Origin of the sequence: Streptomyces sp. NBC_01429, assembly GCF_036231945.1 — a bacterium.
Classification (GTDB): Bacteria; Actinomycetota; Actinomycetes; order Streptomycetales; family Streptomycetaceae; genus Streptomyces.
Genome location: NZ_CP109599.1, coordinates 7,928,671 through 7,952,676, shown reverse-complemented (window position 1 = coordinate 7,952,676; position 24,006 = coordinate 7,928,671). Strand labels below are relative to the sequence as shown.

22 protein-coding genes and 2 pseudogenes are annotated in these 24,006 nt (G+C 71.0%); 5 read left to right on the top strand and 19 right to left on the bottom strand.

Features of this window, described 5'->3' with window-relative positions; genetic code table 11:
- Positions 1–98 precede the first annotated feature (98 nt).
- Both OG627_RS34665 and OG627_RS34660 read right to left on the bottom strand, forming a co-directional pair.
- Positions 99–548, bottom strand: a complete 450-nt coding sequence (locus OG627_RS34665) for a spore-associated protein (protein WP_329072011.1) — start codon at positions 546–548, stop codon at positions 99–101.
- A gap of 122 nt (positions 549–670) precedes the next feature.
- The gene (locus OG627_RS34660; protein WP_329072009.1) at positions 671–1,144 is read right to left on the bottom strand and encodes a carboxymuconolactone decarboxylase family protein; all 474 of its coding nucleotides are present in this window, start codon (positions 1,142–1,144) and stop codon (positions 671–673) included.
- A 197-nt stretch (positions 1,145–1,341) separates the two neighbouring features.
- On the opposite strand from OG627_RS34660, the gene OG627_RS34655 reads away from it, so the two are divergent.
- The 3 genes from OG627_RS34655 to OG627_RS34645 all read left to right on the top strand — a co-directional run bounded on the left by OG627_RS34655 (position 1,342) and on the right by OG627_RS34645 (position 3,591).
- Positions 1,342–2,094 (top strand): hypothetical protein, encoded by a 753-nt coding sequence (locus tag OG627_RS34655; RefSeq protein WP_329072007.1) that lies wholly within the window; start codon positions 1,342–1,344, stop codon positions 2,092–2,094.
- A gap of 29 nt (positions 2,095–2,123) precedes the next feature.
- The gene (locus tag OG627_RS34650) at positions 2,124–2,735 is read left to right on the top strand and encodes a hypothetical protein (protein WP_329073230.1); all 612 of its coding nucleotides are present in this window, start codon (positions 2,124–2,126) and stop codon (positions 2,733–2,735) included.
- A 406-nt stretch (positions 2,736–3,141) separates the two neighbouring features.
- Positions 3,142–3,591, top strand: a complete 450-nt coding sequence (locus OG627_RS34645; RefSeq protein ID WP_329072005.1) for a DUF5707 domain-containing protein — start codon at positions 3,142–3,144, stop codon at positions 3,589–3,591.
- A 156-nt stretch (positions 3,592–3,747) separates the two neighbouring features.
- Here the strand turns inward: OG627_RS34645 and OG627_RS34640 are convergent, their stop codons facing one another.
- Positions 3,748–4,338 (bottom strand): TetR/AcrR family transcriptional regulator, encoded by a 591-nt coding sequence (locus tag OG627_RS34640; protein ID WP_329072003.1) that lies wholly within the window; start codon positions 4,336–4,338, stop codon positions 3,748–3,750.
- Between the two features lie 236 nt (positions 4,339–4,574).
- Between OG627_RS34640 and OG627_RS34635 the strand changes: the two genes are divergently transcribed.
- Entirely contained in the window at positions 4,575–5,300 is a 726-nt protein-coding gene (locus OG627_RS34635) for an alpha/beta fold hydrolase (RefSeq protein WP_329072001.1), read from the top strand.
- A gap of 77 nt (positions 5,301–5,377) precedes the next feature.
- Here OG627_RS34635 and OG627_RS34630 read toward each other — a convergent pair whose 3' ends face one another.
- From OG627_RS34630 to OG627_RS34565, 14 genes are all read right to left on the bottom strand, one after another.
- Positions 5,378–5,695, bottom strand: a complete 318-nt coding sequence (locus OG627_RS34630; RefSeq protein WP_329071999.1) for an SCO4225 family membrane protein — start codon at positions 5,693–5,695, stop codon at positions 5,378–5,380.
- A gap of 108 nt (positions 5,696–5,803) precedes the next feature.
- Positions 5,804–6,487 (bottom strand): response regulator transcription factor, encoded by a 684-nt coding sequence (locus OG627_RS34625; RefSeq protein WP_329071997.1) that lies wholly within the window; start codon positions 6,485–6,487, stop codon positions 5,804–5,806.
- Positions 6,484–9,018, bottom strand: a complete 2,535-nt coding sequence (locus OG627_RS34620; protein WP_329071995.1) for a sensor histidine kinase — start codon at positions 9,016–9,018, stop codon at positions 6,484–6,486. Before OG627_RS34620 ends, OG627_RS34625 begins: the two co-directional genes overlap by 4 nt.
- A gap of 130 nt (positions 9,019–9,148) precedes the next feature.
- Positions 9,149–10,186 (bottom strand): SDR family oxidoreductase, encoded by a 1,038-nt coding sequence (locus tag OG627_RS34615; protein WP_329071994.1) that lies wholly within the window; start codon positions 10,184–10,186, stop codon positions 9,149–9,151.
- Between the two features lie 68 nt (positions 10,187–10,254).
- Entirely contained in the window at positions 10,255–11,538 is a 1,284-nt protein-coding gene (locus OG627_RS34610) for a beta-ketoacyl-[acyl-carrier-protein] synthase family protein (protein WP_329071992.1), read from the bottom strand.
- Complete coding sequence (locus OG627_RS34605) at positions 11,535–11,789, bottom strand: acyl carrier protein (protein WP_329071990.1); 255 nt, start codon at positions 11,787–11,789, stop codon at positions 11,535–11,537. Before OG627_RS34605 ends, OG627_RS34610 begins: the two co-directional genes overlap by 4 nt.
- A gap of 5 nt (positions 11,790–11,794) precedes the next feature.
- Positions 11,795–13,159, bottom strand: a complete 1,365-nt coding sequence (locus OG627_RS34600) for an aspartate aminotransferase family protein (RefSeq protein WP_329071988.1) — start codon at positions 13,157–13,159, stop codon at positions 11,795–11,797.
- Positions 13,156–13,668, bottom strand: coding sequence for a type II toxin-antitoxin system RatA family toxin (locus OG627_RS34595; RefSeq protein WP_329071986.1), 513 nt, complete (start codon positions 13,666–13,668; stop codon positions 13,156–13,158). Before OG627_RS34595 ends, OG627_RS34600 begins: the two co-directional genes overlap by 4 nt.
- On the bottom strand, positions 13,655–14,932 hold the full coding sequence (locus OG627_RS34590) for a GNAT family N-acetyltransferase (protein ID WP_329071984.1): 1,278 nt from the start codon (positions 14,930–14,932) through the stop codon (positions 13,655–13,657). The genes OG627_RS34595 and OG627_RS34590 overlap by 14 nt, the downstream gene beginning before the upstream one ends.
- 54 nt (positions 14,933–14,986) lie before the next feature.
- Positions 14,987–16,117: an acyl-CoA dehydrogenase family protein gene (locus tag OG627_RS34585; protein WP_329071982.1), complete on the bottom strand. Its 1,131-nt coding sequence runs from the start codon at positions 16,115–16,117 to the stop codon at positions 14,987–14,989.
- Positions 16,118–16,226: 109 nt separating this feature from the next.
- Positions 16,227–17,192, bottom strand: a complete 966-nt coding sequence (locus OG627_RS34580; protein ID WP_329071980.1) for a cytochrome P450 — start codon at positions 17,190–17,192, stop codon at positions 16,227–16,229.
- A 491-nt stretch (positions 17,193–17,683) separates the two neighbouring features.
- Positions 17,684–18,025 carry a DUF5713 family protein gene (locus OG627_RS34575; protein WP_329071978.1) on the bottom strand — a complete coding sequence of 114 codons (342 nt, stop codon included), beginning with the start codon at positions 18,023–18,025 and terminating at the stop codon, positions 17,684–17,686.
- 157 nt (positions 18,026–18,182) lie between these two features.
- Positions 18,183–19,631 carry an argininosuccinate synthase gene (argG, locus tag OG627_RS34570; protein ID WP_329071976.1) on the bottom strand — a complete coding sequence of 483 codons (1,449 nt, stop codon included), beginning with the start codon at positions 19,629–19,631 and terminating at the stop codon, positions 18,183–18,185.
- Positions 19,632–20,137: 506 nt separating this feature from the next.
- Positions 20,138–20,344 (bottom strand): hypothetical protein, encoded by a 207-nt coding sequence (locus OG627_RS34565; RefSeq protein ID WP_329071974.1) that lies wholly within the window; start codon positions 20,342–20,344, stop codon positions 20,138–20,140.
- A 544-nt stretch (positions 20,345–20,888) separates the two neighbouring features.
- Here OG627_RS34565 and OG627_RS34560 point away from each other — a divergent pair.
- Complete coding sequence (locus tag OG627_RS34560) at positions 20,889–22,535, top strand: alpha/beta hydrolase (RefSeq protein WP_329071972.1); 1,647 nt, start codon at positions 20,889–20,891, stop codon at positions 22,533–22,535.
- Between the two features lie 343 nt (positions 22,536–22,878).
- On the opposite strand, the pseudogene OG627_RS34555 reads toward OG627_RS34560, so the two are convergent.
- Positions 22,879–23,457: pseudogene (locus OG627_RS34555) on the bottom strand (zinc-binding dehydrogenase); the annotation flags it as partial.
- Positions 23,370–23,969 (bottom strand): annotated as a pseudogene (locus tag OG627_RS34550) (nucleotidyltransferase domain-containing protein); the annotation flags it as partial. The pseudogenes OG627_RS34550 and OG627_RS34555, both read right to left, overlap by 88 nt.
- Between the last annotated feature and the right edge of the window lie 37 nt (positions 23,970–24,006).

Below are 24,006 nucleotides of genomic sequence, written 5' to 3'. Positions count from 1 at the left end.
GCCCCGTGCGTGCTTCCGGTGAGGCGGCAGAAGCCGAGCCGGAGGATCCCGCACCGGAGTCGGCGGCGCGGGAACTCGTGACCCGGCGGCGAGCCGGATCAGCGGACTCCGGTGACCCGGTTCTCCTTCAGGGAGGCGCAGTTGGAGTTCTCCACCGACACGTACGAGTTGTCGATGCTGCCGCCCCAGCTCACGCAGTAGCCCTTGCCGTAGACGTAGGCCGGCCCCGCGTACGACGTGTAGTTACCGGAGTCCCCGGCTCCGTCACCGGTGGCGGGGATGTAGACGTACGTGGAGACGTACTTCGCCGTGCCCGGGTTGGCACGGATGGTCGCGACGCAGTTCTTGCCGTTCGAGGAGTTGTACGTCAGGTAGACGGTGCCCAGCGAGCCGATGGTCGCCGAGTTCACGGTCTTGTAGGCGCTGCCGCAGACACCCTGCGGTGTGACGTTGGGTGCGGCGGAGGCGGTGGTGCCGACCGCGGTGGCGGCGCCCACCGCCAGCACCGTTAACGCCCCGGTGACAGCGAAATGACGAGCGATACTCATATTTCCCCCTTGTGTCCCTGGGAGTGGTTTACTCCTACTTGATGTGACACGCGAGCGGCGCGGATGGTTGTGCCCGGCGCGGGCCGAGGTGTTGCTCGGGCTCGTCATTCGCCTCCTGCTCGTTAAGCGTGCTGGCCGGGCTGGTAGTTGCCGGCGGGCTGCCGGGTGATGACGTTCAGGCGGTTGAAGGCGTTGATGAGGGCGATGACGCAGACCAGGGCGGCGAGCTGCTCCTCGTCATAGTGCTTGGCGGCGTTCGCCCATACCTCGTCGGGGACGCCACCGGCCGCGTCGGCGATGCGGGTGCCCTGCTCCGCCAGCTCCAGGGCGGCGCGCTCGGCGTCGGTGAACACCGTGGCCTCCCGCCAGGCCGCGACCAGGTTGAGCCGCACCGAGGTCTCCCCCGCGTGCGCGGCCTCCTTGGTGTGCATGTCGATGCAGCCGGCGCAGCCGTTGACCTGACTGGCGCGGAGCCTCACCAGCTCCTGCGTCGCGATCGGCAGCGTCGATTCGGAGAGCGCTCTGCCCGCCGCGATGAGGTGCTTGAGGGACTTGGCGGCGACCGGACTGCCGAGGGGGTTCAATCGAGCATTCATGGTGTACTCCTTGCCGATGATTGGTGCCTACGTCTCTTGGACGGATCAGCTCGGCGCGATGTGACATCAACGCATGCGAGTACGACGAAGGACCGTCGATCCGGCAACCGTCCGTCCGGCCTCGGCCTCGGTACGGCTGGCCCGTCGCGTGCCGGACGACCGCCAGCGACCCGACCGCGATCGGTTACTGTGCGCGGATGTCAAACGCGCTTACGCATGGCGGCTATCGGACGGGTGGCCTGTGGGCCGCGACAGGAATTGCGTTCGGTGCGCTGGTAGTTGGCTCAGGAATCGCCCTGCTGGGCATGTTCGAGTTCGACGAGCGGTGCATGCACGGGCTGACGCAGGGGCCGGGCCGACTCCTGCGGGTGCGGGATCAGGCGTTTCCACCGGCCACCATCTGCGAGTTCCAATACGGAGAAGTCTCCTCGATCGGCGACCGGGCAGCGCTCGGCCCGCTGCTCTGGGGAAGCCTGCTGGTCGTGGTCACCGGCCTGCTCGTGGCCCTGATCGCGGAGTGCTTCGATCCGCCGCTCGGTGGCGATCTGGTGATGCCGATGTCCAGGGCCGAGAAGCTCCGCCGCACAGGGACGGCGTTCTTCGTGAGCGGCTCCGCGTTCCTCATGTTCTACGCGCTGGTCGGATGGAAGCTGTTCGCGGGGCCGTCGTCGGTCTGCTCGACAGGCGCGGACTGGGGAAGCCATGCGCCGAGGACACTGGAGTACAGCTTCTTCCCGCCCCAGGCGACCTGTCAGTACACCAGCGGCATGACACAACGGATGAATCCGGACTGGATGGCGTCACTGGCAATGGAGTTGGCCGTTCCCACGCTGATAGCCGGAGTCGGCTTCGCCCTTGCCTGGCGACGTCGACACGTGGAACGACGGGCGGAGCGGCAGGACACTGCTGCGGCGGCCTCAGGCACCGCTGGCCGAAGAGACGCTCACTAGCCGACGGGGGGTGAGCCGAGAGTTGCGAGATGGGCGGTGTCGCCCCCGCGCCACTCGGCGAGGAAAACGATCTCGGCGGAAATCGGCTGCCCGATGCGGGCACGGCCTGGGACTCTGTGCGGGTGACCGAGACGACGCCCTACGACGCCGACCGTGCCCGATTCACCCGCCAGGCGCTGGCACGCCTGGCCCTCTGCGATCACGCCGTGGACGTCGCCGATGGCGCCACGGGCCTGGTCGCCACGGAGAACGACCCGGCTTGGGCCTGCACCCAGCTCGACCTCTGGGCGCGGAACCGGCTCGTTCTCGTCGGCGACGAGCACCCCGTCAGCTCGGGCCTCGTCATGGCCGTGCCGGAGACGCAGCCTCCAGTCACCTGTGAATGGCGAGCAGGGCGCCGCCTCCGCCCCGGGAGCGTCGGCGGCGTCGGCCGCTTCGGCCGCTTCGGCCGCTTCGGCCGCTTCGGCGAAGGTACGGAGCTCGGCGGCAGGCAGCGCGGCGATCTCGTGCACTCCCAGCTCGATCGGCCGCTCGGCCTGCGCACTCAGGGCCGGAAGCGCGGGGAGAACGGTGGAGGTGGCGGGCGTGGTGTCGGACACGATGTTCCCAGGGATAGCGACGTGGGCGGGCCCAGGCGCTGACGAGACGGCCCGCCGGAACGTCCCGCCCCCGGGCCGCGCGCGGAACATCACCGTGAGCGGCCCGCCTCGACGGCCCTCTCACCGCCGCGCCGCCGCGCAGGTGCTCTATCTCCGGTTGGAGACGGCAATCATCCCGTAGCCCGAGGACCCGCGTATCCCTGCGGCCATAGTCTCGGAACACATCGGGAAACGCGATCGGATCGGCCACCGCCGATCCCTTCCCGCTCCTCCGCTCGGCGGCCAACGCCGCATCACGTGTGGAGAAGCACTTCGGAGACGTCCGTAGCGCGTCACCCATCACCTGCTCGTCATCCAGGCGGGCAGCGGAGAAGCCACCGCGCCGCACAGCGGTCGAACGCGTGTGATCAACGGTCCGCACATGCACATATCCAGGAGGAACACACTCATGTCCAAGCGCATCGTCGTGTCGTCGCTCATCGGTGCCGTCGCTCTCGGCGGTATCGCCGCCGGCAGCATGGTCTGGGCCTCGACCCCCTCCAACCCGACCGTGGAGAACAGCTCGGCCCGCTACGTCGCCCCCATGGCCGGCACCGCCGGCTCGCTCACCTTCGCCGCGGAGGTGACCGACGGATCGGGCATCCGGGACCTCAAGGTCCTTGCGTGGCCGAAGAGTTCGGATCTCAAGCCGACGGCGGAGGAACTCGCACACGCGGAGCCGGCGACGTGCAGGAAGACCGGGACCGAGACGTCCGCGTGCACCTACACCCTGCCGGTCTCCGAAGATGAGGCGGCCGACATGCCCGAGGGCCTCTGGTACGTGTCCGTGCTGGCCACGGCGAACGACGGAGACACGAAGTTCGAGCCCGAGGCCGCCACCTTCACTTTCACTCGCTGACCCGCCACCGCGAGGTGCCTCCGCGTGTACGGGGAGGCACCTCGCTTTCGCCGCGCCCGAGGACATCGGGGCCCCGGACAACCGGCCCCCGCACCGGACGCACCGCCACCGCGCCCAACCACGACACCGACACCCGCCGCGCCCTCCCGGACCGCGTCAGTGTGATCGGCGCAGACCCGCCACGAGCAACTCGACCAGTCGGCGTGCGTCGTAGCGGGGATTGTTCCCGGCGCCCGCGCAAAGGCCCCCGACGCCGCGCATGAGCTCGTAGGCATCCAGGTCGGAGCGGATCTCGCCGGAACCGGCCGCGGCATCGAGCAGCTGACCGCACACGGGGACGACCCGGTCGAGGAAATAGGAGTGCAGGGGGTCGAAACAGGGGTCGTCGGACTGGAGTACGGCGGCGAGTCCGTGTTTGGTGACCAGGAAGTCCACGAAGAGGTCGATCCATCGCCCCAGTGCCGCGTACGGCGTCGCACTGGTCGCCAGGAGGGTGGGACCGGCCTCGGCGAGCGCCTCGACCTGGTGCCGGTAGACGGCGAGGATGAGATCCGCCCGGGTCGGGAAGTGACGGTAGATCGTGGCCGTCCCGACACCGGCCTTGGCCGCGATGTCGCGAATCGGCGCCTCCACGCCTGACGCGACGAAGACAGCGGCGGCCGAGTCGAGCAGGACCTCCTGGTTACGCCGCGCGTCCGCCCGTTTGGGCCGGGCCGTGGGCCCCGCGTTCCGATCGCTGTCGTTCACCGCATCGTCCCTTCGCCACCTTGCTTGCTAAACGGGACAGCGTCCCGTATTTTCAATCGGGACAGCGTCCCGTTTCCCATGATGGCAGATCGGGGAGCCGTCGTCCCGCCCGGCCGTCATCGGCAGGGACGGCCCCACCGGCAGCTGCCACGAGGATGCCGACCGGGCCGCGCCGGGCCGGTGGCCCTGATCCTTCCGCGCCCCCGACGCGGACAAGCACAGCAAGGAGCTAAGTCATGTCTACATATGTACTCGTACACGGTGCCTGGCACAGCGGACAGAGCTGGGAGCGGGTGGCCCCCCTGCTGACGTCGGCCGGGCATCGGGTCCTCGCGCCGTCATTGACCGGCTACGGCGACCAGGCGCATCTGCTCGGCCCGGAGGTAGGGCTTGAGACACACGTCGACGACATCGTCAGGCTGATCGTCGAGGAGGACCTCACCGAGGTGGTGCTCGTGGGACACAGCTACGCCGGGCTGGTCATCTCGTCCGCGGCCAACCAGGTCCCGGATCGGATCGCACACTTGGTCTACCTCGACGCGATGGTCCCGGAGGACGGCGAGAGCGCGACCGACGTCATGCCCATGACCCAGGCCCTGATCGACCTCGCTGTGAACTCCGAAAGCGGCTGGCGGGTTCCGCCGCTGCTCGAAATGCCTTCGTCCGCAGGTCTGTTCGGGGTCACCGACCCGGCAGACGTCGCCTGGCTGCGCACCATGCTGTCGGATCAGCCGGTGCGCTGCCTCCAGCAGCCGGTCCGCCTGGACAACCCCGCCGTGAACGCGATCCCACGAACGCACATCCACTGCACTGTCGGTGTGCCGGAGGGCATGGCCCGCCGCCCCGTCCCCGCGATACAGCCCAACGGGACCCCGGCACAGGTCTGGGAGTTGCCGACCGGCCACGACTGCATGATCACCATGCCCGTCGAGCTCACCGAACTGCTGCTCAAGCTCGGCTGACCCGCTGACCCGCTGACCCGCTGACCCGCTGACCAGCCGACCCGCCGGCTCTCTGACCAGCCGACCCGCCGACCCGCTCACCCGCTCACGTGGTCCCGTCGCAGCGCCTGGGCGCACCAGCCGATGATCACGGCGTTGACCAGGGCACCGAGACAGACCGGGAGGAAGAACATGGAGCTGTGGTCCGGCAGTACGAGCATGATCAGGCTCACCGGCGCCGTCGCGATGATCGGAATCACCCCGGCGAAGGAGGCGTCCGGGTTGTCACCCATGTCCACCACGACGGTCCAGACGAGCAGGGCCGCGCATACGACGAGGTAGCCGCGCGCGAGAACGCTGCCGAGCGCGCGGCGCACGGCGCGCGGGGCCGGGTGGGTCGACTCCGAATCGGTCATGTCGGTGGTCTCCTCGTGTCGGTCATGTCGGTGGTCTCCTCCTGTGGGCTGTTCATCGCTTCGAGGGTTCTCGCGGCCGGTGGCGGGCCGCCGGACCGCGGCTCGGCGTCAGCCGCGCCCGCCCGGCGGGATCGCGCGGACCAGGCTCAGGTCGTACGCGAGAATGGTCGCCTGCACCCGGTCGCGCACCTCCAGTTTGCGCAGCAGCGCGTTCACATGGGATTTGACGGTGCCGACGGTGATGCCGAGTTCAGCGGCGATCTCCGCGTTGTTCAGTCCCGAGGCCACCAGAGTGAGGACGAAGCGTTCCCGTACGGTCAGCCGGTCCAGGACCGCCTCGTCCTGGCCGTCCCGCGGTCCCGCGAGCGCGCCGGCGGCGTAGTGGCCGATGAGGCGACGGGTGGCGGACGGGGCGAGGACACTCTCCCCGCCCGCCACCACCCGGATACCGCTCAGCAGTTCGGCCACGTGCACGTCCTTGAGCAGGAAGCCGGACGCCCCGGCGCGCAGCGCCTCGAAGACATGGGCGTCGAGGTCGAAGGTGGTCAGTACGAGGATACGAGGCGGGTTCTCGCGCCCGGTGAGGATCCGGGTGGCGGCGATGCCGTCGAGTCCGGGCATCCGTACGTCCATGACGATCACGTCCGGCGCGAGCTGTGCGGCGAGGCTCACGGCGGCGGCTCCGTCGCCCGCCTCGCCGACGACGGTCATGTCGTGCTCGGCGTCGATGACGGCGGCGAAGCCCGCACGGACGACTGCCTGGTCGTCGACGACCATCACGGCGAGGGTCATTGGGGTTCCTCCTGGTCTCCCCGGCGCGGGATGCTCTCCGCGCGGGACGGGGAGTGCGGGCCGGTGGCGGCGCCGGGGTGTTCGGCGTTCGGAGCGTGGTCGTGGTCGCCCCGGGGCGTGGCTCCGTCGCCCGGGACGGTGTTCAAGGGCAGGCGCAGCACGACCGTATCCGGCTGGTCGGTGGTGAGGGTGCCGCCGAGGGCTGCGGCCCGCGCCGCCAACCGTCGCTGGGTCGCGAGGCGGGTGGCGCGGGACGCGCCGGTGGCGGTGAGGGTCAGGACGCCGTCCGCGGCGTCGAGGACGAGCACGGCGGGTTCGTCACCGCCCGACCGCAGAATGGTCTCGGCGGCGCGGTAGGCGGCGAGGTCGGCCTCCGTCGGCAGCCGCTTCGGCACCCGGGCGGTGAGCCGTACCTCCACCTGGCGGCCCGTGGCCCGGCACTGGCTGACGAGCAGGTCGAGAGCCTGGAGCGTGGGCTGCGGCCGGAGTTCGGCGTGCTGTTCCCCGTCCCGGACGGATTCCAGCAGGGACCGCATCGCGGTCAGGGCCTCACGGGCCCGCTCCGCTGTCTGCGCGAGCCGCCCCGCCTCCGCCTCCTCTACCAGCTCGGCGGTGCGTGCCAGCACGGTGGTCTCCAGTCCGACAGTGATACGGCGCCGCTCGGCCCAGGCGTCCCGGACGGCCTCCTCCGTCCACGTGGCGAGCCGGTCCTGGTGCGCGTCCCGGTCGGCCGCCCGGCGCGTCCCGTACCAGGTGCCGAGAGACCAGGCGGCGGCCACCAGCGTCGCCACTCCGGCGGTCGCGGCCCCGATGACCGCCCAGCCGGGCGGGGCTCCGCCGCCACCGTCGTCGGTGAGTACGGCGGCGATCACCGCGGCCGTGTGCACCACAGCGGCCGCCACGGGCAGGGCCCGACGCGCCACCGTCACCGCCCCGCCCGGAGCGGGCTCGTACGCGGGCCGCGCACGGGTCCGCCGGACAGGGACGGAGCCGGTCTCGACGGAACCAGTACCGACGGAGCCGGTGCCGACAGGGCCGGTCCCGGCGGCGCCGGCCGACACCGTAGCGAGCGCCACACACGTGGCGAGCATGCTCAGCCCCGGCGGCAGAAGCACAGGCCCGGCGTACCCGCTCATGGCCATCGCCACCGGCCACAGCCCGGCCAGGACCAGCAGCACACCGAGCGCGGTCCGCGGCACCCGCCGCAGCCACAGCAGCGCGAGCACCTGCGCCGCCGCGAGCAGCGCGAAGAGCGCACCGGCGGATACGCCCGGCCCGCTGGACGTGGCGTGTTCCCTGACGATGAGGAGCGGCAGCAGCGGCTGGAAGCACAGCCCGGCGGCCGCGGTGAACTGGGCGAGACGGTAGGTACGCGGAACGGATACGGACGGCGTCGCCCGGTCCCGTCCCGGCAGGACCGCCCGTACCTCCCACCCTCCGTCCGTTGTCGGCCCGCTGGTGAGCGTGCCGCCCGCTTCCCGCGCCCGGCCGCGCAGCAAGTTCTGGCCGCGACCGCCGCCGAGCCCTTGGCCACGTGCCGTACCGGGGCCCGACAGGTCCGGAGGCTCGTTGCGCACCACGATCTCCGTGTGGGCGTCGCCGTAGACGCATCGCACGGTGGTGGGGGCGCCGGAGGCGTGGCGCACCGCGTTGGTCAGTGCCTCGCGGACGATGCCGAACGCGGCGTCGCCGACGGAGCCGTCCGGCAGGGCCTCGGTCCGCAGGGTCACCGGCTGTCCCAGGGCGCGGAACCCGGCGACGAGCTCCCGCAGCCGCTCCTCCGGCGCCGGGAGGTCGTCCGGCGAGGGGGCGGGGGCCCTCACCGCGCCCAGCGCCCGGGTCACCTCGCGGCCGGTCCGGGCGGCGAACTCCACTGCCTCATCGGCCAGTTCGGGCCTTCGCTCGCGCAGGCCGAGCGCCGCCTCGACCGTCACGACGACCGCTGTGAGGTGGTGGGCGCTGACGTCGTGCAACTCCCTTTCCATACGGCGCCGTTCGGCGGCCGGAAGCCGGTACCGCTCGCCCTCCGCCCGGTGCAGACGCCGTTCGGCGGCTTGCCGAGCGGCCCGCCGTCGCCGCAGGTACAGCCCCGTACCGGTGGCCGTCGCGTAGAGCAGCGTGGTGAGGACGAGGTCGAGGCCCTGGCTGCCGCCGAGACCGTGCAGGCTCAGCCCGTGCACGAGCTGCCAGAGCGCGAGGGCCACCACGCACAGCAGGGCGGTGGTGGTGTCCCGCTCGGTGGCCACCGTGCACAGGGCCAGCGCGATCCCCGCGGTGCCGAGCAGCGCCACCGCTCCCGTGGGCAGAGGCCCCGCCCCGACCGCGCAGGCGGCGGCGACCAGGATGAGGACGGGGACCGGGCGGGTACGGCGGGCCGTGAGCGCGACGGTCACCAGACCGCCCACCAGGGCGGCCACCAGCAGGTCCGCAGCCGTCGGGGTGACGCCGCGCATCAGCGCGTACCCCGGCCACACAGCGGCCTGGGCGCCGAGCAGCAGGACCGGAAGGAGCCGGTCGTCAGTTCGTTCCATGATGTGCCCCACGCTAGGGCCCCGCGCGGGCCGGGGGCATCCGGCCACAGGACGATCGCCCCTCTAACCAGAGATAGAGACGGCCTCGGCGGTTCCCCGGCAGCCATGGATCCGATCCTCGGAGGGATCCTCAGCCAGTCGTGCCGATCATCTTCCAGGGCACCGGACTCGCCAGCGCCAGGCGTGGTTTGCGGGCCGCCCAGTGGCGTACCGAGGCCGCCATGACCTCTCCGGGGGCGTCGACGGGCCAGGTGGGTTCGAAGGGGGTGTCCATGCTGGTGTAGCTCTGGAACATGGCGAGCAGTTTGACGGCCTGGCTCTGGAACGGGGAGAGGTACTGCTCGGCGAGCGGCAGGAAGAACCGGTCCCAGCTGTCGCCGGAGACGATGGGCGGCTGAGCGATCGGCGCGGCCCCGGCCTCGGCCCGGCACTCGTTGATGGTGCGGCAGGTGATGTCGAGGAGGGTGGCGAGCCGCAGGCTGGCCCGGCCGCCCGCGATCACCTCGGTGCGCGGGGTGGCCGGCGGGGTGGCCAGTACGGCGGCGGTGACGGCTGCCGCGACGTCGTTGACGGGGCTGATCTCGGCGTATCCGTCGGGATCGCCGACCACCACCGCGGCCAGACCGGAGACGAGCGCCTGGAGGAGCGTGTAGGGGCCGGAGAAGCGGGAGATCTCGCCGCTGTGCCGGCGTCCGACGACGAGGGGCGGGCGGACGAGTGTCAGCGGCCCCCGGTGTGTGTCCCGCACGATGCTCTCGCCCAGGGCCTTGGACCACTCGTATCCGTTGCGGTACCCGTCGAAGGGAACGCCGCGGGGGTCTTCGAGGTCACGGGCCCCGGCGACGTAGGCGGTGGAGATATGGACGAGATGGGTGCTCCGGTCGGCGAGGGCCAGTACCGCCCGGAGGGGGCGGATGTTCGCGGTGACGGCCTCCTCGCGGCTGAGCGTCCAGCGGGTGGACGCCGCGGCGTGCACGATGACGTCCCAGTGTCCGGCCAGTTCCGGGGGCGGCGGCCGGCCGCCGATGTCCCAGCACACGATGGAGCTGTCGGCGGGGCGGCGGGCCACGCGGGTGAGGGTGAGGTCCGGCGGCCGGCCGGCGGCGAGGAGACAGGAGACCACCTCGGTGCCGACCACGCCGGTCGCGCCGGTGACAAGGATTCGCATGGGGCATCGTTTCCGGTCGCTGAGGCGGGGAGTCGCTGAGTCGGTGAGTCGGTGAGGGGCAGGGGGGGTTACGCCGGGTCGCGCGTCGTGGCCGGGCGGTCGCCTCCCGGGGCCGGGGCCAGCACCAGGCAGCTGTTCTGCCCGCCGAACCCGAAGGAGTTGGACAGCACGGGGGCGGGCGCCACGGCACGCGGGGCCCCGACGACCAGGTCCACCAGGCCGGCCTCCGGGCTGGAGCGCAGGTTCGCCACGGGAGGTACCAGCCCCCGGTTGGCGCAGAGGAGGGAGAGTGCGGCCTCCAGCGCGCCGGAACCGCCGACGAGATGGCCGGTGACGCCCTTCATGGCGGTGACGGGTGGCGAGTGGCCGTCGAAACAGCGGGCGATGGCGCGCGCCTCGGACTGGTCGTTGAGGATGGTCGACGTGCCGTGGGCGTTGATGTGCCCGATGTCGGCCGGGGCGTACCCGGCGTCGGCGAGGGCGCCCCGCATGCACCGGCTCGCCGGTTCGCCGTCCGGCCGGGGTGCCACGATGTGGAAGGCGTCGCAGGTGGAGGCGTAGCCGGCGACCTCGCCGTAGATCCTGGCACCGCGGGCGAGCGCCCTGTCCCAGCGTTCGAGGACGAGGACCGCGGCGCCCTCTCCGATGACGAAGCCGTCGCGGTCGGCGTCGAAGGGACGGCTGGCCCGCTCCGGCGCGTCGTTGCGCACGGACAGGGCCCGCAGCCGGTGGAAGCCGCCCATGATGACGGGGGTGACGGGCGCGTCGACGCCGCCGGCCACCGCCACGTCCAGCTCCCCGTATCGGATCCGGCGCGCGGCCTCGCCGATGGCCGTGGTGCCGCTGGCGCAGGCCGTGGCGTACGTGGTGCAGTCGCCCCGGAACCCGTAGCGCATGGCGATGCGGCAGGCTGCCGAGTTCGCCATGGTGCGCGGGACGGTGTGTACGGGCATGGCGGAGGGCCTCTCGCCGTGGTCCCGCGTGGTCGCCTCCATGCTGGCGAGGCCGCCGACTCCCGTACCGAGCTGCACGCCCGCCCGCTCCGGCGCCGGTCCCGGGGAGAGCGACGCGTCGGCGACGGCGTCGGCCGCGGCGCACAGTACGAGTGCGGTCGGACGGTCGATCTGGCGCGCTTCACGGCGGCTGATGTAGGCGTCGGTGTCGAAAGGGGGCACCACGCAGGCGAAACGCACCGCCATCCCCCGCTCCACCAGCTCCGGCACCACGGCCGCCGTGGACCTGGCGGCCAGCAGGGTGGCGAACACCTCGTCGGGGGTGGTGCCGGCCGGTGACTTCACACCGATTCCGGTGACGGCGACGCGCACCCCGCCGGAGCGGTGGGCGCCGGTCATGTGCGCCCGGCCGATCGGGCTTCGAGCAGGTCGATGGCCTCACCGATGGTCTGGGTACGGGTCAGGTCCTCGATCTCGATGCGCAGGTCGAGGTTTCTCTCCAACCGGGCGCCGATCTCCATGAGTTCCAGGCTGTCGATGCCGTAGTCGGTGATCAGGTTGGTGGTCTCGTCCACCTCGTCGATGTCCGTGCCGAGTACGTCCGCCACGGCGGTGCGCAGGATCAGAGCGAGTTCCTCACGGGTGGGCATGTCGGTCATTCCTTCCCTCGCTCAGGTGCCGACGCGGGCGCAGGCGGAGGCGGCTGCGCGACGGCGGCCCGTCGTGGTGCGCTCGCCGCGCTGCGCGCCGCCGCGGCCATCGCGGAGTCGAGGATGTGGGCGGCCTCCGCGAGATCCGCCTCGGTGCTGACCAGCGGCGGCAGCAGACGCACGGTGGTGGGCCTGCTCAGGCAGGGCGATACGAGGAGTCCGGCGGCGGCCAGTTCCATGACGACCACGCCCGCGGTGCGTGGGGTGGCCAGGTCGATCCCCCGGAGCAGTCCCCGGCCGCCGACCGCCCTGACCAGGTCCGGGTAGCGGTGCTGGAGACCGTCCAGGGTCTGCCCCAGCAGCCGGGCCAGTCTCGCCCCGTGCGGGGCCAGTTCCTCGATGGCTGTCAGCGCGGCCGGCAGCGCGGCGCAGCTCAGGGGGTGGCCGCCGAAGGTGGCCGAGTGGAGGAAGGGGTCCGCGTTCAGCGGCGCGTACAGCTCCTCGGAGCAGACCACCGCGGACAGCGGTACGACGCCTCCGCCCAGCGGCTTGCCGACCAGCACCGCGTCGACGCGGAGCCCTTCGGCCAGGGCGACCGAGCGCTCGCCGCATCTGCGGAGCCCGCACTGGATCTCGTCGGCGATCACGAAGGTGCCGTGCCGGGCGGCGTCCGCGCACCACTGGCGCAGCACGTCGGGCGGGAGACGGAACGCGCCGTTCTCGCCCTGCACCGGTTCGAAGACGACGGCGGCCACGTCCGCCGAGGCGACTTCCCTGCCCACAGCGCCGGGGTCGTCGGGCGCCACGTGGACGACGTCCACGGAGCAGCCGCGCAGCCCGGTGCGGTAGAGGGGGTGGTGTGTCAGCGCGAGGGCGCCGAGCGACTTGCCGTGGAAGCCGCCCCGCACCGCCACCACACGGTCCCGGCCGGAGGCGAGACGGGCGAGCTTGACGGCGACTTCCACCGCGTCGGCGCCGTTGAGTCCGAAATGGACCTTGGGCAGGGTGTTTCCGAAGTAGTCGGCGAGGCGGGCGGCGGCGGCCGCAGCGACCGGGTTGCCCAGGCTGCGGGTCGAGGTGGGCATGGTGTCGAGCTGCCGACGGACCGCGGCGACGACGGACGGGTGGCGGTGGCCGAGCAGGGTGACGGCGTACGAGCCGAAGTCGAGGACCGACCGGCCGTCCGACAGCCTCACCCGGCAGCCGTCGGCGCTCGCCTCCACGGCCCCGCTCCCGGCGAAGCCGCCGGCCAGCGCGAGCTTGGCGGAGAGGTGGCGACGGATCCGGTCGAACGTCAGGTCGGCGTCGATCGGGCTCGGTGGCGGTGGCGGTGGCGGTGGCGGTGGCGGTGGCGGTGGCGGTGGGGTCATGGTGTGCTCTCCGGCTCCGGCTCGGTCACGGATACGGCCGACGCGGCGTCCCCCGGTTGCCCGGAGCCGGCCGCCAGCAGCCGCTGTTCCAGCGCGGCGAGCATCTGCGCGGCGTTCTCCCGCAGGGCGTCGGCGGCGACCGAGTTGAGCATGTCCGCCAGCAGCGGGATGCCGATGTCGAAATCCACGTGCAGTCGGACGACGCTCCCCGTACCGGGCGCCGCGGTGACGGCCCAGTGTCCGACGAACTCACCGAGATCACCGCTGACTTGGCGGAAGTCGAACCGGCGTGCCGCCGGGTCGATCACCTCTTCCTCGGTCCACCGCAGCAGCGAGCCCTTGAGACGGACCGACCAGGCCGTCGTGCGGAGGAACTCGTCGGTGCGGTGGGTGACGACGACCGACTCGACGTTCTCCATGCACCGTGGATAGCTCTCCACGTCGACCACGGCCGCCCAGGCCACCTCGGGCGGGGCCTCGATACGTAACTGCGTTTCAACGCGTGGCATGGGTGGGCCGTCCTGCCTCCGGAGGGGAATGCGGGTGGGGGCCGGATCCGGGAGACGGCGCATCCGTCGCGGCGGCCGGACGCGGGCCCAGCGCCCGCACCCGCGCGGCCGCCAGCGTCCGGGGAAGGACCCGGCGCAGCAACGCGCGGCGCACCGGGCGCAGATGCGTGATCGCGTACGACTGCGGGACCAGGTCGCAGCCCAGTTCCATCTTCGGGATGTAGGCGGTCTGGGCGAACCGGATGTGGTCGCAGCCCGACGCGAGGGCGAGGTCGATCGCCGCGTAGTGCACGATGTGATAGAGCCGCGCGTCATGGGCGAGGCGGTAGTCCAGGCCGATCCGGGCTCCGGTGGCACCCGATCCGGCGAAGAGGCAGAGCAGGAACGCCACCAGGGTGTCCCCCTCGAAGCAGGCGACGAGGCGTCGGCGCGTCTCGTTCTGGGCGTGCACGGCCGCGAAGAACGACGGGTCGAGGACGTCGAGGAACTGGTCGGCGCGGTCCATCACTTGCCGGTAGAGCGCGAGTATCCGGGGGAGCAACTCCTCGAAGTGGTCGAGGATTTCGATCCGCAGGTCGGAGCGGGCCCGGAACTTACGGATCTTGCTCCGGGCGTTGCGGCGCGGCTTGGCCGGGAGCGCTGCGAGATAGCTGTCGAACGAGTCGTGGCCGAGGCGCAGTTCGGTGTCCGGCAGTCCGGGCGCGAAGAAGAAGCCCGAGCGGCTCAGGGCCGGGCGCAGCGGCCCCAGCTCGGCGGGGGCGAAGTCCTTGAACACCACGGTGCCCAGCCGCTCCCGGCGGGCGTATGCCACGGCCGCGTCGACCAGCAGCCGGTGGACCTCCTCCCCCGGGGGGCCGCCCGCGGAGAGTACGTGCCCCTGTCCGAGGAGATTGCCGCACAGAAGCGCCGGTACCCGCAGCAGCCGGGGGAACAGCCGGCCGACGGGTGTCAGGAAGCGCCGTTCGTCCGGTCCCACGAGGCCGTCGAGCCGCAGCTTCCGGAACCGGCAGACGGGCAGTACGGCGCGGACCCCCGCGTCGTCGCGCACGACGAGATAGGCGTAGCCGTCGGGGCCGATGCCGCCGCGTTCCATGGCGGTGAAGAGGGCCCGGGACCACATGGGGTCGTCGGCGGGGGCGAGGTCCTCCCACATCGCGCGCGAGAGCGTTTCGATGCTGGGCAGGACTTCGACGCGGTATCCGCCGGGCGCGCCCGGCAGTCCGTCGCCGGGTCGTCGGCGGGGTGCGTTGACGTCTCGCTGCATGAGGGCACCTGTTCGTCTTCGTCGCGACATGTGAGGGAGGTACGGGGCCGCCGGTCAGCCGATGCGCAGGGGGCCGCCGTCGAGGAAGTCCCGCAGCGGGCGGGCCATCCGTCTGCGGGCGGGGGGATGGTGGGAGAGTGCGGTCGCGGCCGACGCCAGGTAGCTGCCGTCGGGCGAGCCGATGAACTCCATGCCGCCGAGCGCCGTGAGGCAGGCGTGGGCGGTACGGGCGATCGCGTCCTGGGCCGCGTAGCGTGCGGTGAGGGCGTTCACCAGGAGCGCGTCGGTCCATTCCTCGGTGTCCATGGCGCGTGCGACGGCCTCCACGGCCAGCATGGCGGCGTCGGTGTCGACCAGGTAGGGGGCGGGGTCCTCGCCCGCGCCGGTCCGGTGGTCGAGGACGCGTTCGACGAGAGCGCTGATGATGCCGAGGTATCCGGCGGTCAGCAGCAGTTCGAACCAGAGGAACCCGGCGATGTGGACGGCGTCGGGCACGGCGTCGGCGGTCACGTCGGTGACCACCACCAACTGCGGGTCCAGTTCCACGTCGGTGAGGACGATCTCGTCGCTCTCGGCGCCGGCCAGGATCGTGGTCCCCCAGAACGGCCGGATCTCCAGGCCGGGGGTTCCCGCCGGGATGAGCGCGATGGCGAGCCGCCCGACGCCCTGGTCGTCGGTCACCACGACGGATGCCGTCAGCAGGTCCATCGAGTGGGACAGACTGCACGGCGCCTTGCGGCCGTTGAGTACCACCCGTCCGGCGACCAGTTCGGCGGTGATGTGCGGCCGCAGGATGTTCTGGCCGGTGTTGCCCTCCGCGAAACCGGAGGCCAGCAGCAGACGCCCGGCGGCGATGGTCTCCAGCAGGGGTGCCTCCATGCCGGTTCCGTCCTGGGCCGCCCGTACCAGGCCCGCGACCGAGAAGTGGTGCATGGTGGTGGCGACGGCGAGCGAGGGGCAGCGGGATCCGATGGCGCGTTGCGCCCGGACCGCCTGTAGCGGGGACGCTCCGCTGCCCCCGTTGCGTACGGGCACCAGCAGCGCGGGGCCGCCTGCCGTGCGGAAGTGGGCGATCGCCGGGCTGGGCGCGCTCTCCAGCTCCGTGAGCGGATGCCGGGCGAGCGCGGTGTCGAGTCCGGGCATGAGCGCTTCGAGGGTGGAGCGTTCGGTGTGCAGAAAGTTCATGTGCGGTCCCTTCAGGGGGCCTTGTCCCGGGACATGGTGTGTGCGGTCGTACGGACCGTTCGGGCCGCCGGGAGGGGCGCCGCGATCCACTGGGGCGCGCGGCAGGCGCTCAGCCGCTGGTGGACAGCGGGAGTACGTCGAACGCGCGCAGGCTGATCGAGTCACGTCGTACGGCGGGCCCGGCCAGCGCCAGGTCCGGGAAGCGCGGCAGTATCTGCCGTACCAGCGTCGCGCCTTCCATACGGGCCAGTGCCGCGCCGAGACAGAAGTGCGGTCCCGCGCTGAAGCTGAGGACCTTGGTGTCCCGTCGGCGCACCCTGAACGCGTCGGGTTCGTCGTGGCACGCGGGATCGCGGTTGGCGGCGGCGAGGACCGTGGTCACATTGGCCCCCTCGGGAACCGGAACGCCGTCGATCTCCAGCGCCCGGGAGGCGACGCGCTCCGTCATCCGGACCGGGGTGTCCCACCTGAGCGACTCCTCCACGGCGGCCGGGCCCAGTCCGGGATCCTCGGCGACGAGAGCCCGCTGTTCGGGGTGGGTCAGCAGCGCGAAGAGGGTCAGGCCCAGAAGACTCGTCGTGGTCTCGAAGCCCGCCACGAACACCAGGAGCAGCATGTCCGTCAGCTCCCGCTCCGTGAGCGGCTCCTCGGCGGCTTCCCGCATCGCGAGGAGTCTGGAGGCGAGACCGTCGGCGGGCTTCGAACGGCGGCGGCAAAGGAGTTCCGCGAAGTACTCCCGCAGGGTCTCCACGGCCAGGTCGGCGCGCGCCCAGTCCGCCGGTGAGCGCACCGGCTCCAGAATGCGGCCGGCGTCCTTGCCGTAGCGGTAGAAGTGGTCCTGTTCGTCTCGGGGTACGCCGATGAGCGCGCCCACCACGGCCACCGGAAGGGGATATCCCACCATCTCCTGGAAGTCCGCCGTGCCGCCCCCGGAGGTCGCGTCGGCGAATTTGTCCAGCAGTTCGCGGGTGCGCCCTTCCACGGCCGGTCCCAGCGCGGCCATGCGCCGGGCGCTGAACTCCGCGCCGACCGTCCGGCGCATTCGGTCATGGAGCGGGGAATTGGCGCGGAGCATGGAGGAATAGAAGAATTCGGCGGCCGGGTGCTCCCGGCCGGCGGACACCTCCTGGTCGTACCATTCGAGATCGGGAGTCCGAAGGCGCGGATCCGTCAGCGCCGCATGGCAGTCGGAGAAACGCGTGAGGAAATATGAATCAAGCTGCTGGCTGTAGTGGACCGGAGCGATTTTCCGGAGTTCCGACAGGGCAGGATAGGGATTTTCCCGGCCGTCCGGGGTGAACGTCGAGAGAAGAATCGATTCCGGATTCACCCGGATCGCCTCCTGCTGTCCTTCGTGCAAAACGGGGAGGGAACGTACGCCACGCAGTCCGCTGGAGCGGCATGTCTCGCAGGATTTCATCCCGGTGCGTACGGAGCATACCCCGACCCACACCCCGTACGCCATAAAACAAATACTCGACCAATTAAACTCTTAATCAGCATGAATGAATTAATTGCAAGAATGGCGGATCTCCCCCGAAACCCGCCATCCACCCCCTCAGCCGCTCACCAATCGCGGGTGGCGATCAGCTCCTCCACGTCCGCGTCCGCGAACCCGTAGGCCGAAGCGACGAACCAGAAGCCCTCGGCGATCTCCTCCCGCGCAACGGTCTCGATCTGGCTTCCCGCCGCCTCGAACTCGGCCTCCAGCAGGTTGAACTCCTCCGTCGCCGCTTGGGTCAGCACGTACAGGGCCGCCAGGTCCGCCGGCCTCTCCGCCTCGATCCGCGCGCACAGCCGCAGCAGGATCGCGCTCCCCTTGTCGAGGAGGTGATCCGGGAAATACGTGTCCGAGTAGAGCCGTCGCAGAAACGACTGCCCCGCTACCCGCTGGTTCGTGATCGACATGGCGTCCCCATCCCCTTCGAACAACCGATGCCCCGATCATGCACCACACCTCTGACAACGCCCGCGCCTCTCGCGCCGAACGGACCGAGGCCCCGACCTCCCGGCCAGGGCCTCGGTCACGCGTCGGCGTCGGTCACGCGTGGCGTCGGTCGGCCGGTCAGTCGGTGCCGAACTCCATCGCGGCGCGGTCCAGAAGCTCGTCGTCGCCGGAGACCTCGCCGCGGGAGGCGATGGCCTCGGCGCCGCCCTCAGGCATGGTGCCGATCAGGCCGGTCGCGGCCGCCTGGGCGGCGCCGATCAGCGCGGGGTGGGTCGTGCCGACGATACCGAGGCCGGCGTACTGTTCGAGCCTCGCGCGCGAGTCGGCGATGTCCAGGTTGCGCATGGTGAGCTGGCCGATCCGGTCCACCGGGCCGAATGCCGAGTCCTCGGTGCGCTCCATCGACAGCTTGTCCGGGTGGTAGCTGAATGCCGGTCCCGTGGTGTTCAGGATCGAGTAGTCCTCACCGCGCCGCAGCCGCAGGGTCACCTCGCCGGTGACCGCCGATCCGACCCAGCGCTGGAGCGACTCGCGGACCATCAGCGCCTGCGGGTCCAGCCAGCGGCCCTCGTACATCAGGCGGCCGAGGCGCCGCCCCTCGTTGTGGTAATGGGCGAGGGTGTCCTCGTTGTGGATCGCGTTGACGAGGCGCTCGTAGGCGGCGTGCAGCAGCGCCATGCCCGGCGCCTCGTAGATGCCGCGGCTCTTCGCCTCGATGATCCGGTTCTCGATCTGGTCCGACATGCCCAGGCCGTGGCGGCCGCCGATCGCGTTCGCCTCCATGACCAGGTCGACCGGGGAGGAGAACTCCTTGCCGTTGACCGTCACCGGGCGGCCCTGGTCGAAGCCGATCGTCACGTCCTCGACGGGGATCTCGACCGAGGGGTCCCAGAAGCGCACGCCCATGATCGGCTCGACGGTCTCCACACCCGTGTCGAGGTGCTCCAGCGTCTTGGCCTCGTGCGTGGCGCCCCAGATGTTGGCGTCGGTCGAGTACGCCTTCTCGGTGCTGTCGCGGTAGGGCAGCCCGTGGGCCACCAGCCACTCCGACATCTCCTTGCGGCCGCCCAGCTCGGAGACGAAGTCCGCGTCGAGCCACGGCTTGTAGATGCGCAGGTGGGGGTTGGCCAGCAGGCCGTAACGGTAGAACCGCTCGATGTCGTTGCCCTTGAACGTCGAGCCGTCGCCCCAGATCTGTACGTTGTCCTCCAGCATCGCCCTGACGAGCAGGGTGCCGGTGACGGCGCGGCCGAGCGGGGTGGTGTTGAAGTAGGCACGGCCGCCCGAGCGGATGTGGAACGCGCCGCAGGCGAGCGCGGCCAGGCCCTCCTCGACCAGCGCCGCTCGGCAGTCGACCAGGCGCGCGATCTCGGCACCGTAGGCCTCCGCGCGGCCGGGCACCGACGCGATGTCGGGCTCGTCGTACTGGCCGATATCGGCGGTGTAGGTGCACGGGACGGCACCCTTGTCGCGCATCCACGCGACCGCGACGGAGGTGTCGAGGCCGCCGGAGAAGGCGATGCCGACGCGCTCGCCGGTGGGCAGGGAGGTAAGAACCTTAGACATAGGAAGAGTATGCGACGTCGCACATGATTATGCAAGGCGAGTGGGCGGCCTCACCTCCGGGCCCCGCCGGCTGTCGGCCCCGGCGCGGCGCCGACCGGGGAAGCGCCCCCTCTCCCGCTGGGCCCACCCTGGCAGGCACCGCTGGCGCTACGAGCCCCCGGAGGTTCCGGGCGGGACGCGGGTCGTCGAGACCTGCGACTTCTCCAACTCGCCAATCGGCCTGGCGCTGGCGCGCACCCGCTGGACCAAGATGAATGCCAAGGGCATCGAGAAGACACTGCCGAGGCTCAAGGCGCTCGTCGAGAGCGGACAGGTAGGCCGAGGGCCCGCCTCCTCCGGATCCGGGGGAGGCGGGCCCTCGCGGGTGAGGACATGGCGGGGTGGGGTCGGCTGCTTCGTTTTCGCGGATTCCAGCTCCCGCATGCAGAATCCGGAGAAGCTCGGAGATCTCCCTTGACCGTTGCCGGGCGACTTCGACCATCCGGTCCAGGCCGCTTCGTCCATCCCTAGTCGTCACCGCCGCCGCTGGTGCTGCTGGTTCCGTAAGGAATCCGGCGCCGGTTCTTCCTGGAGCGACGTGCCAGCTCGCCCGCGGCCAGCGTCACGGTCGCCACCCCGCGGACCCAGCGGGGCCCGCCACGCCCCGCCCACACCACACATACACATCCGCCGACGGCGAGCACCAAGACGCCGAGCAGCACCAGACCGATCATGTTCCCCACCTTTGTATTCATTCGTGCGGTCCCGCTGATCATCTCAGACCGGAAAGCGTCCCAACGGGATGTACGACCGAAACAACATCTGGCTCACGGCCTCTTCGCTTCCTCTGCGCCGGAGGACCACTGGTCGAGCTCAGGTGGCAGGAAATTACTGGTCGTCGAAATCGCCTGACAACCGGCCAACATCTCATGTCAGAGGACAACCGCTACAGGTACTGAGCTGACGTCTACCCCCTCACGCCCTGGGCCGGCGCACTCGCGAGCCGTGAACGTCACGTTCTTGACGGCCACGGCTGAGAACCGACGCGTCGCGTGCCACCGGACAGGCGGATCCCGGGCTTCTGATCGTCTGCCGAGACTGACGAAGGGCGGCGTGCCAGGTGCGCCCCGCATTCGTTCCCTACGACCAGAGGATCATGTACGGCCCGTCATATCACTCCGCAGACGGAGGGGAGTTGAGGCCGTCGGCTGATGTTTCGCACGCACACCACCTGAATGATCGTTTCCGTCCCAACACGCGACCAGAAGGAACGATTACGTGCGTAGACGATGTCTCGGGCCCCTGTTGGCCGTCGGTGTCACGGCAATGCTGGCTCCCGCGCTCGCCACCTCGACGGCCATCGCCGCACCGGCCGCCACCCCGTCGACCGCCTCCTCGTCCGCCGCCAAGGGCGCGCTGGACCGTTACGTGAAGCAGAAGCCGAAGTGGCAGCGGTGCGAAGCCGACTCTCCGGCGGAGTTCGAGTGCGCCAGGATCAAGGTCCCGCTGGATTACCGGGTTCCTGAGGGCAAGCGGATCGACCTGGCCATATCCCGGATCAAGAGCACCGCGCCCGACGAGCGGCACGGTGTCCTGTTCTCCAACCCCGGCGGCCCGGGCGGGCGGGGACTCTACATGCCGATGGGGATGCAGGAGAGGCTCCCCGAATCCGCACAGCGGAAGTACGACCTCATCGGCTTCGACCCACGCGGGGTGGGGAAGAGCAGCCCGGTCTCCTGCGATCTGGAGCCGGAAGAGGAGAATCCGCTGCGGCCGTACAAGGAGGAGACGTTCGGCAAGGACGTCGCCTGGGCACGCGACGTCGCGAACAAGTGCAAGGCGAAAGCGGGCGACACGCTCCCGCACATCACCACACTCAACACCGCGCGCGACTTGGATCTGCTCCGGGCGATCCTCGGTGAGAAGAAGATCTCGTACGTGGGTTACTCGTACGGCACCTACCTGGGCGCCGTCTACACCCAGCTCTTCCCGGGCCGGGCCGACCGGTTCGTGCTGGACAGCGCGGTCGATCCGGCGCGTGCCTGGCGGGGGATGATCCAGTGGTGGGCCGAGGGTGCCGAGCCCGCTTTCGACCGGTGGACCGAGTGGGCCGCCGCACGCTCGGAGAAGTACGGCCTCGGTGACACACCGAAGGAGGTCGCCCGTACCTTCTGGGACCTGGTCGCGCAGGCCGACGAGAGGCCCATCGAGATAGAAGGGCAGCCGAACACCGGTGATGACCTCCGCAGCGGCATGCGCGAGGCGGTCTTCACCCCGGAGTACGCCACCGAGGGGGTCGTGGAGCTGAAGAAGGCCGCGGCCGGCGAGCCCGCCTCCGCGAGAGTGCTGGCTGCGTTCGCCGGATCCGAGGGGGACGGGACGGCGGGCGCCGTCGCCGATGCCGCCGAGGTCCCGTCCGACAACATGACGGCGAGCTTCTGGGCCGTGGTCTGCGGCGACAACTCGGCCGCGTGGTCACGCGATCCTGAGAGCTACCGGCGGGACGCCATCGAGGACAAGGGCCGTTATCCGCTCTACGGTGACTTCGCGTCCAGCATCAAGCCCTGTGCGTTCTGGGACGAGTCCGTGGAACCGGCCACTGTCGTGAACAACAAGGCCGGCTCCCTGGTCGTCCAGAACGAGTGGGACTCGCAGACCCCGCTGCCCAGCGGACAGGCCCTGCACGCCGACCTGAAGGGCTCGAGAATGGTCACTGTCCTCGGCGGCGAGGGCCATGGCGTCTACCCGAGCGGCAACGCGTGCACGGACGGCGAGGTCACCGGCTACCTGCTCACAGGCAAGCTCCCGGCAAGGGACGTGACCTGCGAGGCGACGGCCGACTCGAACGCGGAGGCGCGGAAGAACCAGAAGCGGGACGCGCTCCCCGGATCTCCGCTCCCGGAGCGTGCCCCGGACCGCTTCTGAGCCCGGTCGCACCACCCATTGCCGCATGACTCACTGCCGCATGACCCACTGAAGATGGGGCGGGGCCTCTTGGCGGGGTCCCGCCCCCTCGTGCGTCGTCGGCGTGCGTCGTCGGCGCCGGAGTCGCGTGCTACCGCCGCCAGGCGGGCCGGAGCATTGTGACGGCGGCGAGGACGGCGAAGGCAGCGCGCCACACTCTCGGCATCGCCGTCCGGCCGCCCGCACCAAGACCGCGGCTCCGCCAGAGCGTGCGGCGCGGCGGGCGCGTACGCACGGGAAGCGCCACCGCACGTCATCGCCCTGCCGACGCCGAAGGCACCGTGCAACTGTCGCAGGAAACGGCTCAGACGACCACGACCCGGCGCCCGCGCGTGTGACCGGCTCGGCTGTCGATGTGGGCCGCCCCGGCCTCGGCGAGCGTGTACGACTTCTCGACCGGGATGTGGAGCTTCCCCCGCGAGATGAGGCCGGCGGCCTCGGCCGGCGCATCCGGCACGCTCCCGGCCACGCCGGAGAACCGGACACCGAGCTCCGGCGCATCGAGATCGGCGATGGAGATCACCCTCTGCGGGTCCCCGGTCAGCTCGACGAGTTCGCGGATCACCCCCGAGCCGGCCAGGTCGAGGGCCGCGTCGACATGGCCGAGCTGCCGCACCCGCTCGGCCCAGCCCTCGCCGTACGTCGTGGCAAGGGCACCCAGGCTCCGCAGATGGTCCTGGTTCGCCGCCCCGGCGGTGCCGATCACCGTGATGCCGCGGTCGCGGGCGATCTGTAGCACCGCCGATCCGACTCCCCCGGACGCACCGCTGACCAGCAGCGTCTGTCCGGGCCGCACACCGACCTCGCGAACGACGCGAGAATGTCGCGCCGCCTCTGGCTCAGCAGCGGCAGCACCCCTTCGAAGTCCGCTTGGTCCTTGGGCCGTGCCGCCTTCGCTTTGAACAACAGCACAAGCTCCGGCACCAGATAGGGGATGCCGTCCTCGGTCCGCTCGATGATCGCGTCGTACGGCAGCCGCAGGTTCTCGTCCCGTCGACAGATCCACGTCCCGCCCTCGTGCGGCTCGCGGAAGACGTCGAACAGGAACTGACCGCTCGCCGGATCCCGCAGCCAGGTCTGGTGCGTGGCCGCGAGCACCTCAGCCCCTGCCCTCGCCCAGACCCGTCCCGAGCCCACCGCGTCAAACACGTACTCGGGGAAGCAGGCTCGAATCTCCGCGAACCCCGCCGCGGGTACCGCGATCTCCAGATCGCCGTGGGGCCGCGACTGCCCTCCGCCAAACAAATCCAGCGCCCACCCCGCCGCGATGCACCAGGGCGCGCTGACCTCGCCCAATCGCTCCGCGACCTGTTCCGGCCGCCAGGCATCGGCCCACCGAGCGTCCAGTTCGTCCGCACCAAGGACAGCGCCGCCGGGCGGCACGGAATCGGTCATCGCCACAACATACCGCCGCGACCCGGCCGCGGTGCGG

What these genes read in the sequence shown, in the direction of transcription:
- OG627_RS34665 (WP_329072011.1), bottom strand. Translation starts at nt 548, where the DNA reads ATGAGTATCGCTCGTCATTTCGCTGTCACCGGGGCGTTAACGGTGCTG.
- OG627_RS34660 (WP_329072009.1), bottom strand. Translation starts at nt 1,144, where the DNA reads ATGAATGCTCGATTGAACCCCCTCGGCAGTCCGGTCGCCGCCAAGTCC.
- OG627_RS34655 (WP_329072007.1), top strand. Translation starts at nt 1,342, where the DNA reads ATGTCAAACGCGCTTACGCATGGCGGCTATCGGACGGGTGGCCTGTGG.
- OG627_RS34650 (WP_329073230.1), top strand. Translation starts at nt 2,124, where the DNA reads ATGGGCGGTGTCGCCCCCGCGCCACTCGGCGAGGAAAACGATCTCGGC.
- OG627_RS34645 (WP_329072005.1), top strand. Translation starts at nt 3,142, where the DNA reads ATGTCCAAGCGCATCGTCGTGTCGTCGCTCATCGGTGCCGTCGCTCTC.
- OG627_RS34635 (WP_329072001.1), top strand. Translation starts at nt 4,575, where the DNA reads ATGTCTACATATGTACTCGTACACGGTGCCTGGCACAGCGGACAGAGC.
- OG627_RS34630 (WP_329071999.1), bottom strand. Translation starts at nt 5,695, where the DNA reads ATGACCGATTCGGAGTCGACCCACCCGGCCCCGCGCGCCGTGCGCCGC.
- OG627_RS34625 (WP_329071997.1), bottom strand. Translation starts at nt 6,487, where the DNA reads ATGACCCTCGCCGTGATGGTCGTCGACGACCAGGCAGTCGTCCGTGCG.
- OG627_RS34620 (WP_329071995.1), bottom strand. Translation starts at nt 9,018, where the DNA reads ATGGAACGAACTGACGACCGGCTCCTTCCGGTCCTGCTGCTCGGCGCC.
- OG627_RS34615 (WP_329071994.1), bottom strand. Translation starts at nt 10,186, where the DNA reads ATGCGAATCCTTGTCACCGGCGCGACCGGCGTGGTCGGCACCGAGGTG.
- OG627_RS34610 (WP_329071992.1), bottom strand. Translation starts at nt 11,538, where the DNA reads ATGACCGGCGCCCACCGCTCCGGCGGGGTGCGCGTCGCCGTCACCGGA.
- OG627_RS34605 (WP_329071990.1), bottom strand. Translation starts at nt 11,789, where the DNA reads ATGCCCACCCGTGAGGAACTCGCTCTGATCCTGCGCACCGCCGTGGCG.
- OG627_RS34600 (WP_329071988.1), bottom strand. Translation starts at nt 13,159, where the DNA reads ATGACCCCACCGCCACCGCCACCGCCACCGCCACCGCCACCGCCACCG.
- OG627_RS34595 (WP_329071986.1), bottom strand. Translation starts at nt 13,668, where the DNA reads ATGCCACGCGTTGAAACGCAGTTACGTATCGAGGCCCCGCCCGAGGTG.
- OG627_RS34590 (WP_329071984.1), bottom strand. Translation starts at nt 14,932, where the DNA reads ATGCAGCGAGACGTCAACGCACCCCGCCGACGACCCGGCGACGGACTG.
- OG627_RS34585 (WP_329071982.1), bottom strand. Translation starts at nt 16,117, where the DNA reads ATGAACTTTCTGCACACCGAACGCTCCACCCTCGAAGCGCTCATGCCC.
- OG627_RS34580 (WP_329071980.1), bottom strand. Translation starts at nt 17,192, where the DNA reads ATGCTCCGCGCCAATTCCCCGCTCCATGACCGAATGCGCCGGACGGTC.
- OG627_RS34575 (WP_329071978.1), bottom strand. Translation starts at nt 18,025, where the DNA reads ATGTCGATCACGAACCAGCGGGTAGCGGGGCAGTCGTTTCTGCGACGG.
- argG (WP_329071976.1), bottom strand. Translation starts at nt 19,631, where the DNA reads ATGTCTAAGGTTCTTACCTCCCTGCCCACCGGCGAGCGCGTCGGCATC.
- OG627_RS34565 (WP_329071974.1), bottom strand. Translation starts at nt 20,344, where the DNA reads ATGATCGGTCTGGTGCTGCTCGGCGTCTTGGTGCTCGCCGTCGGCGGA.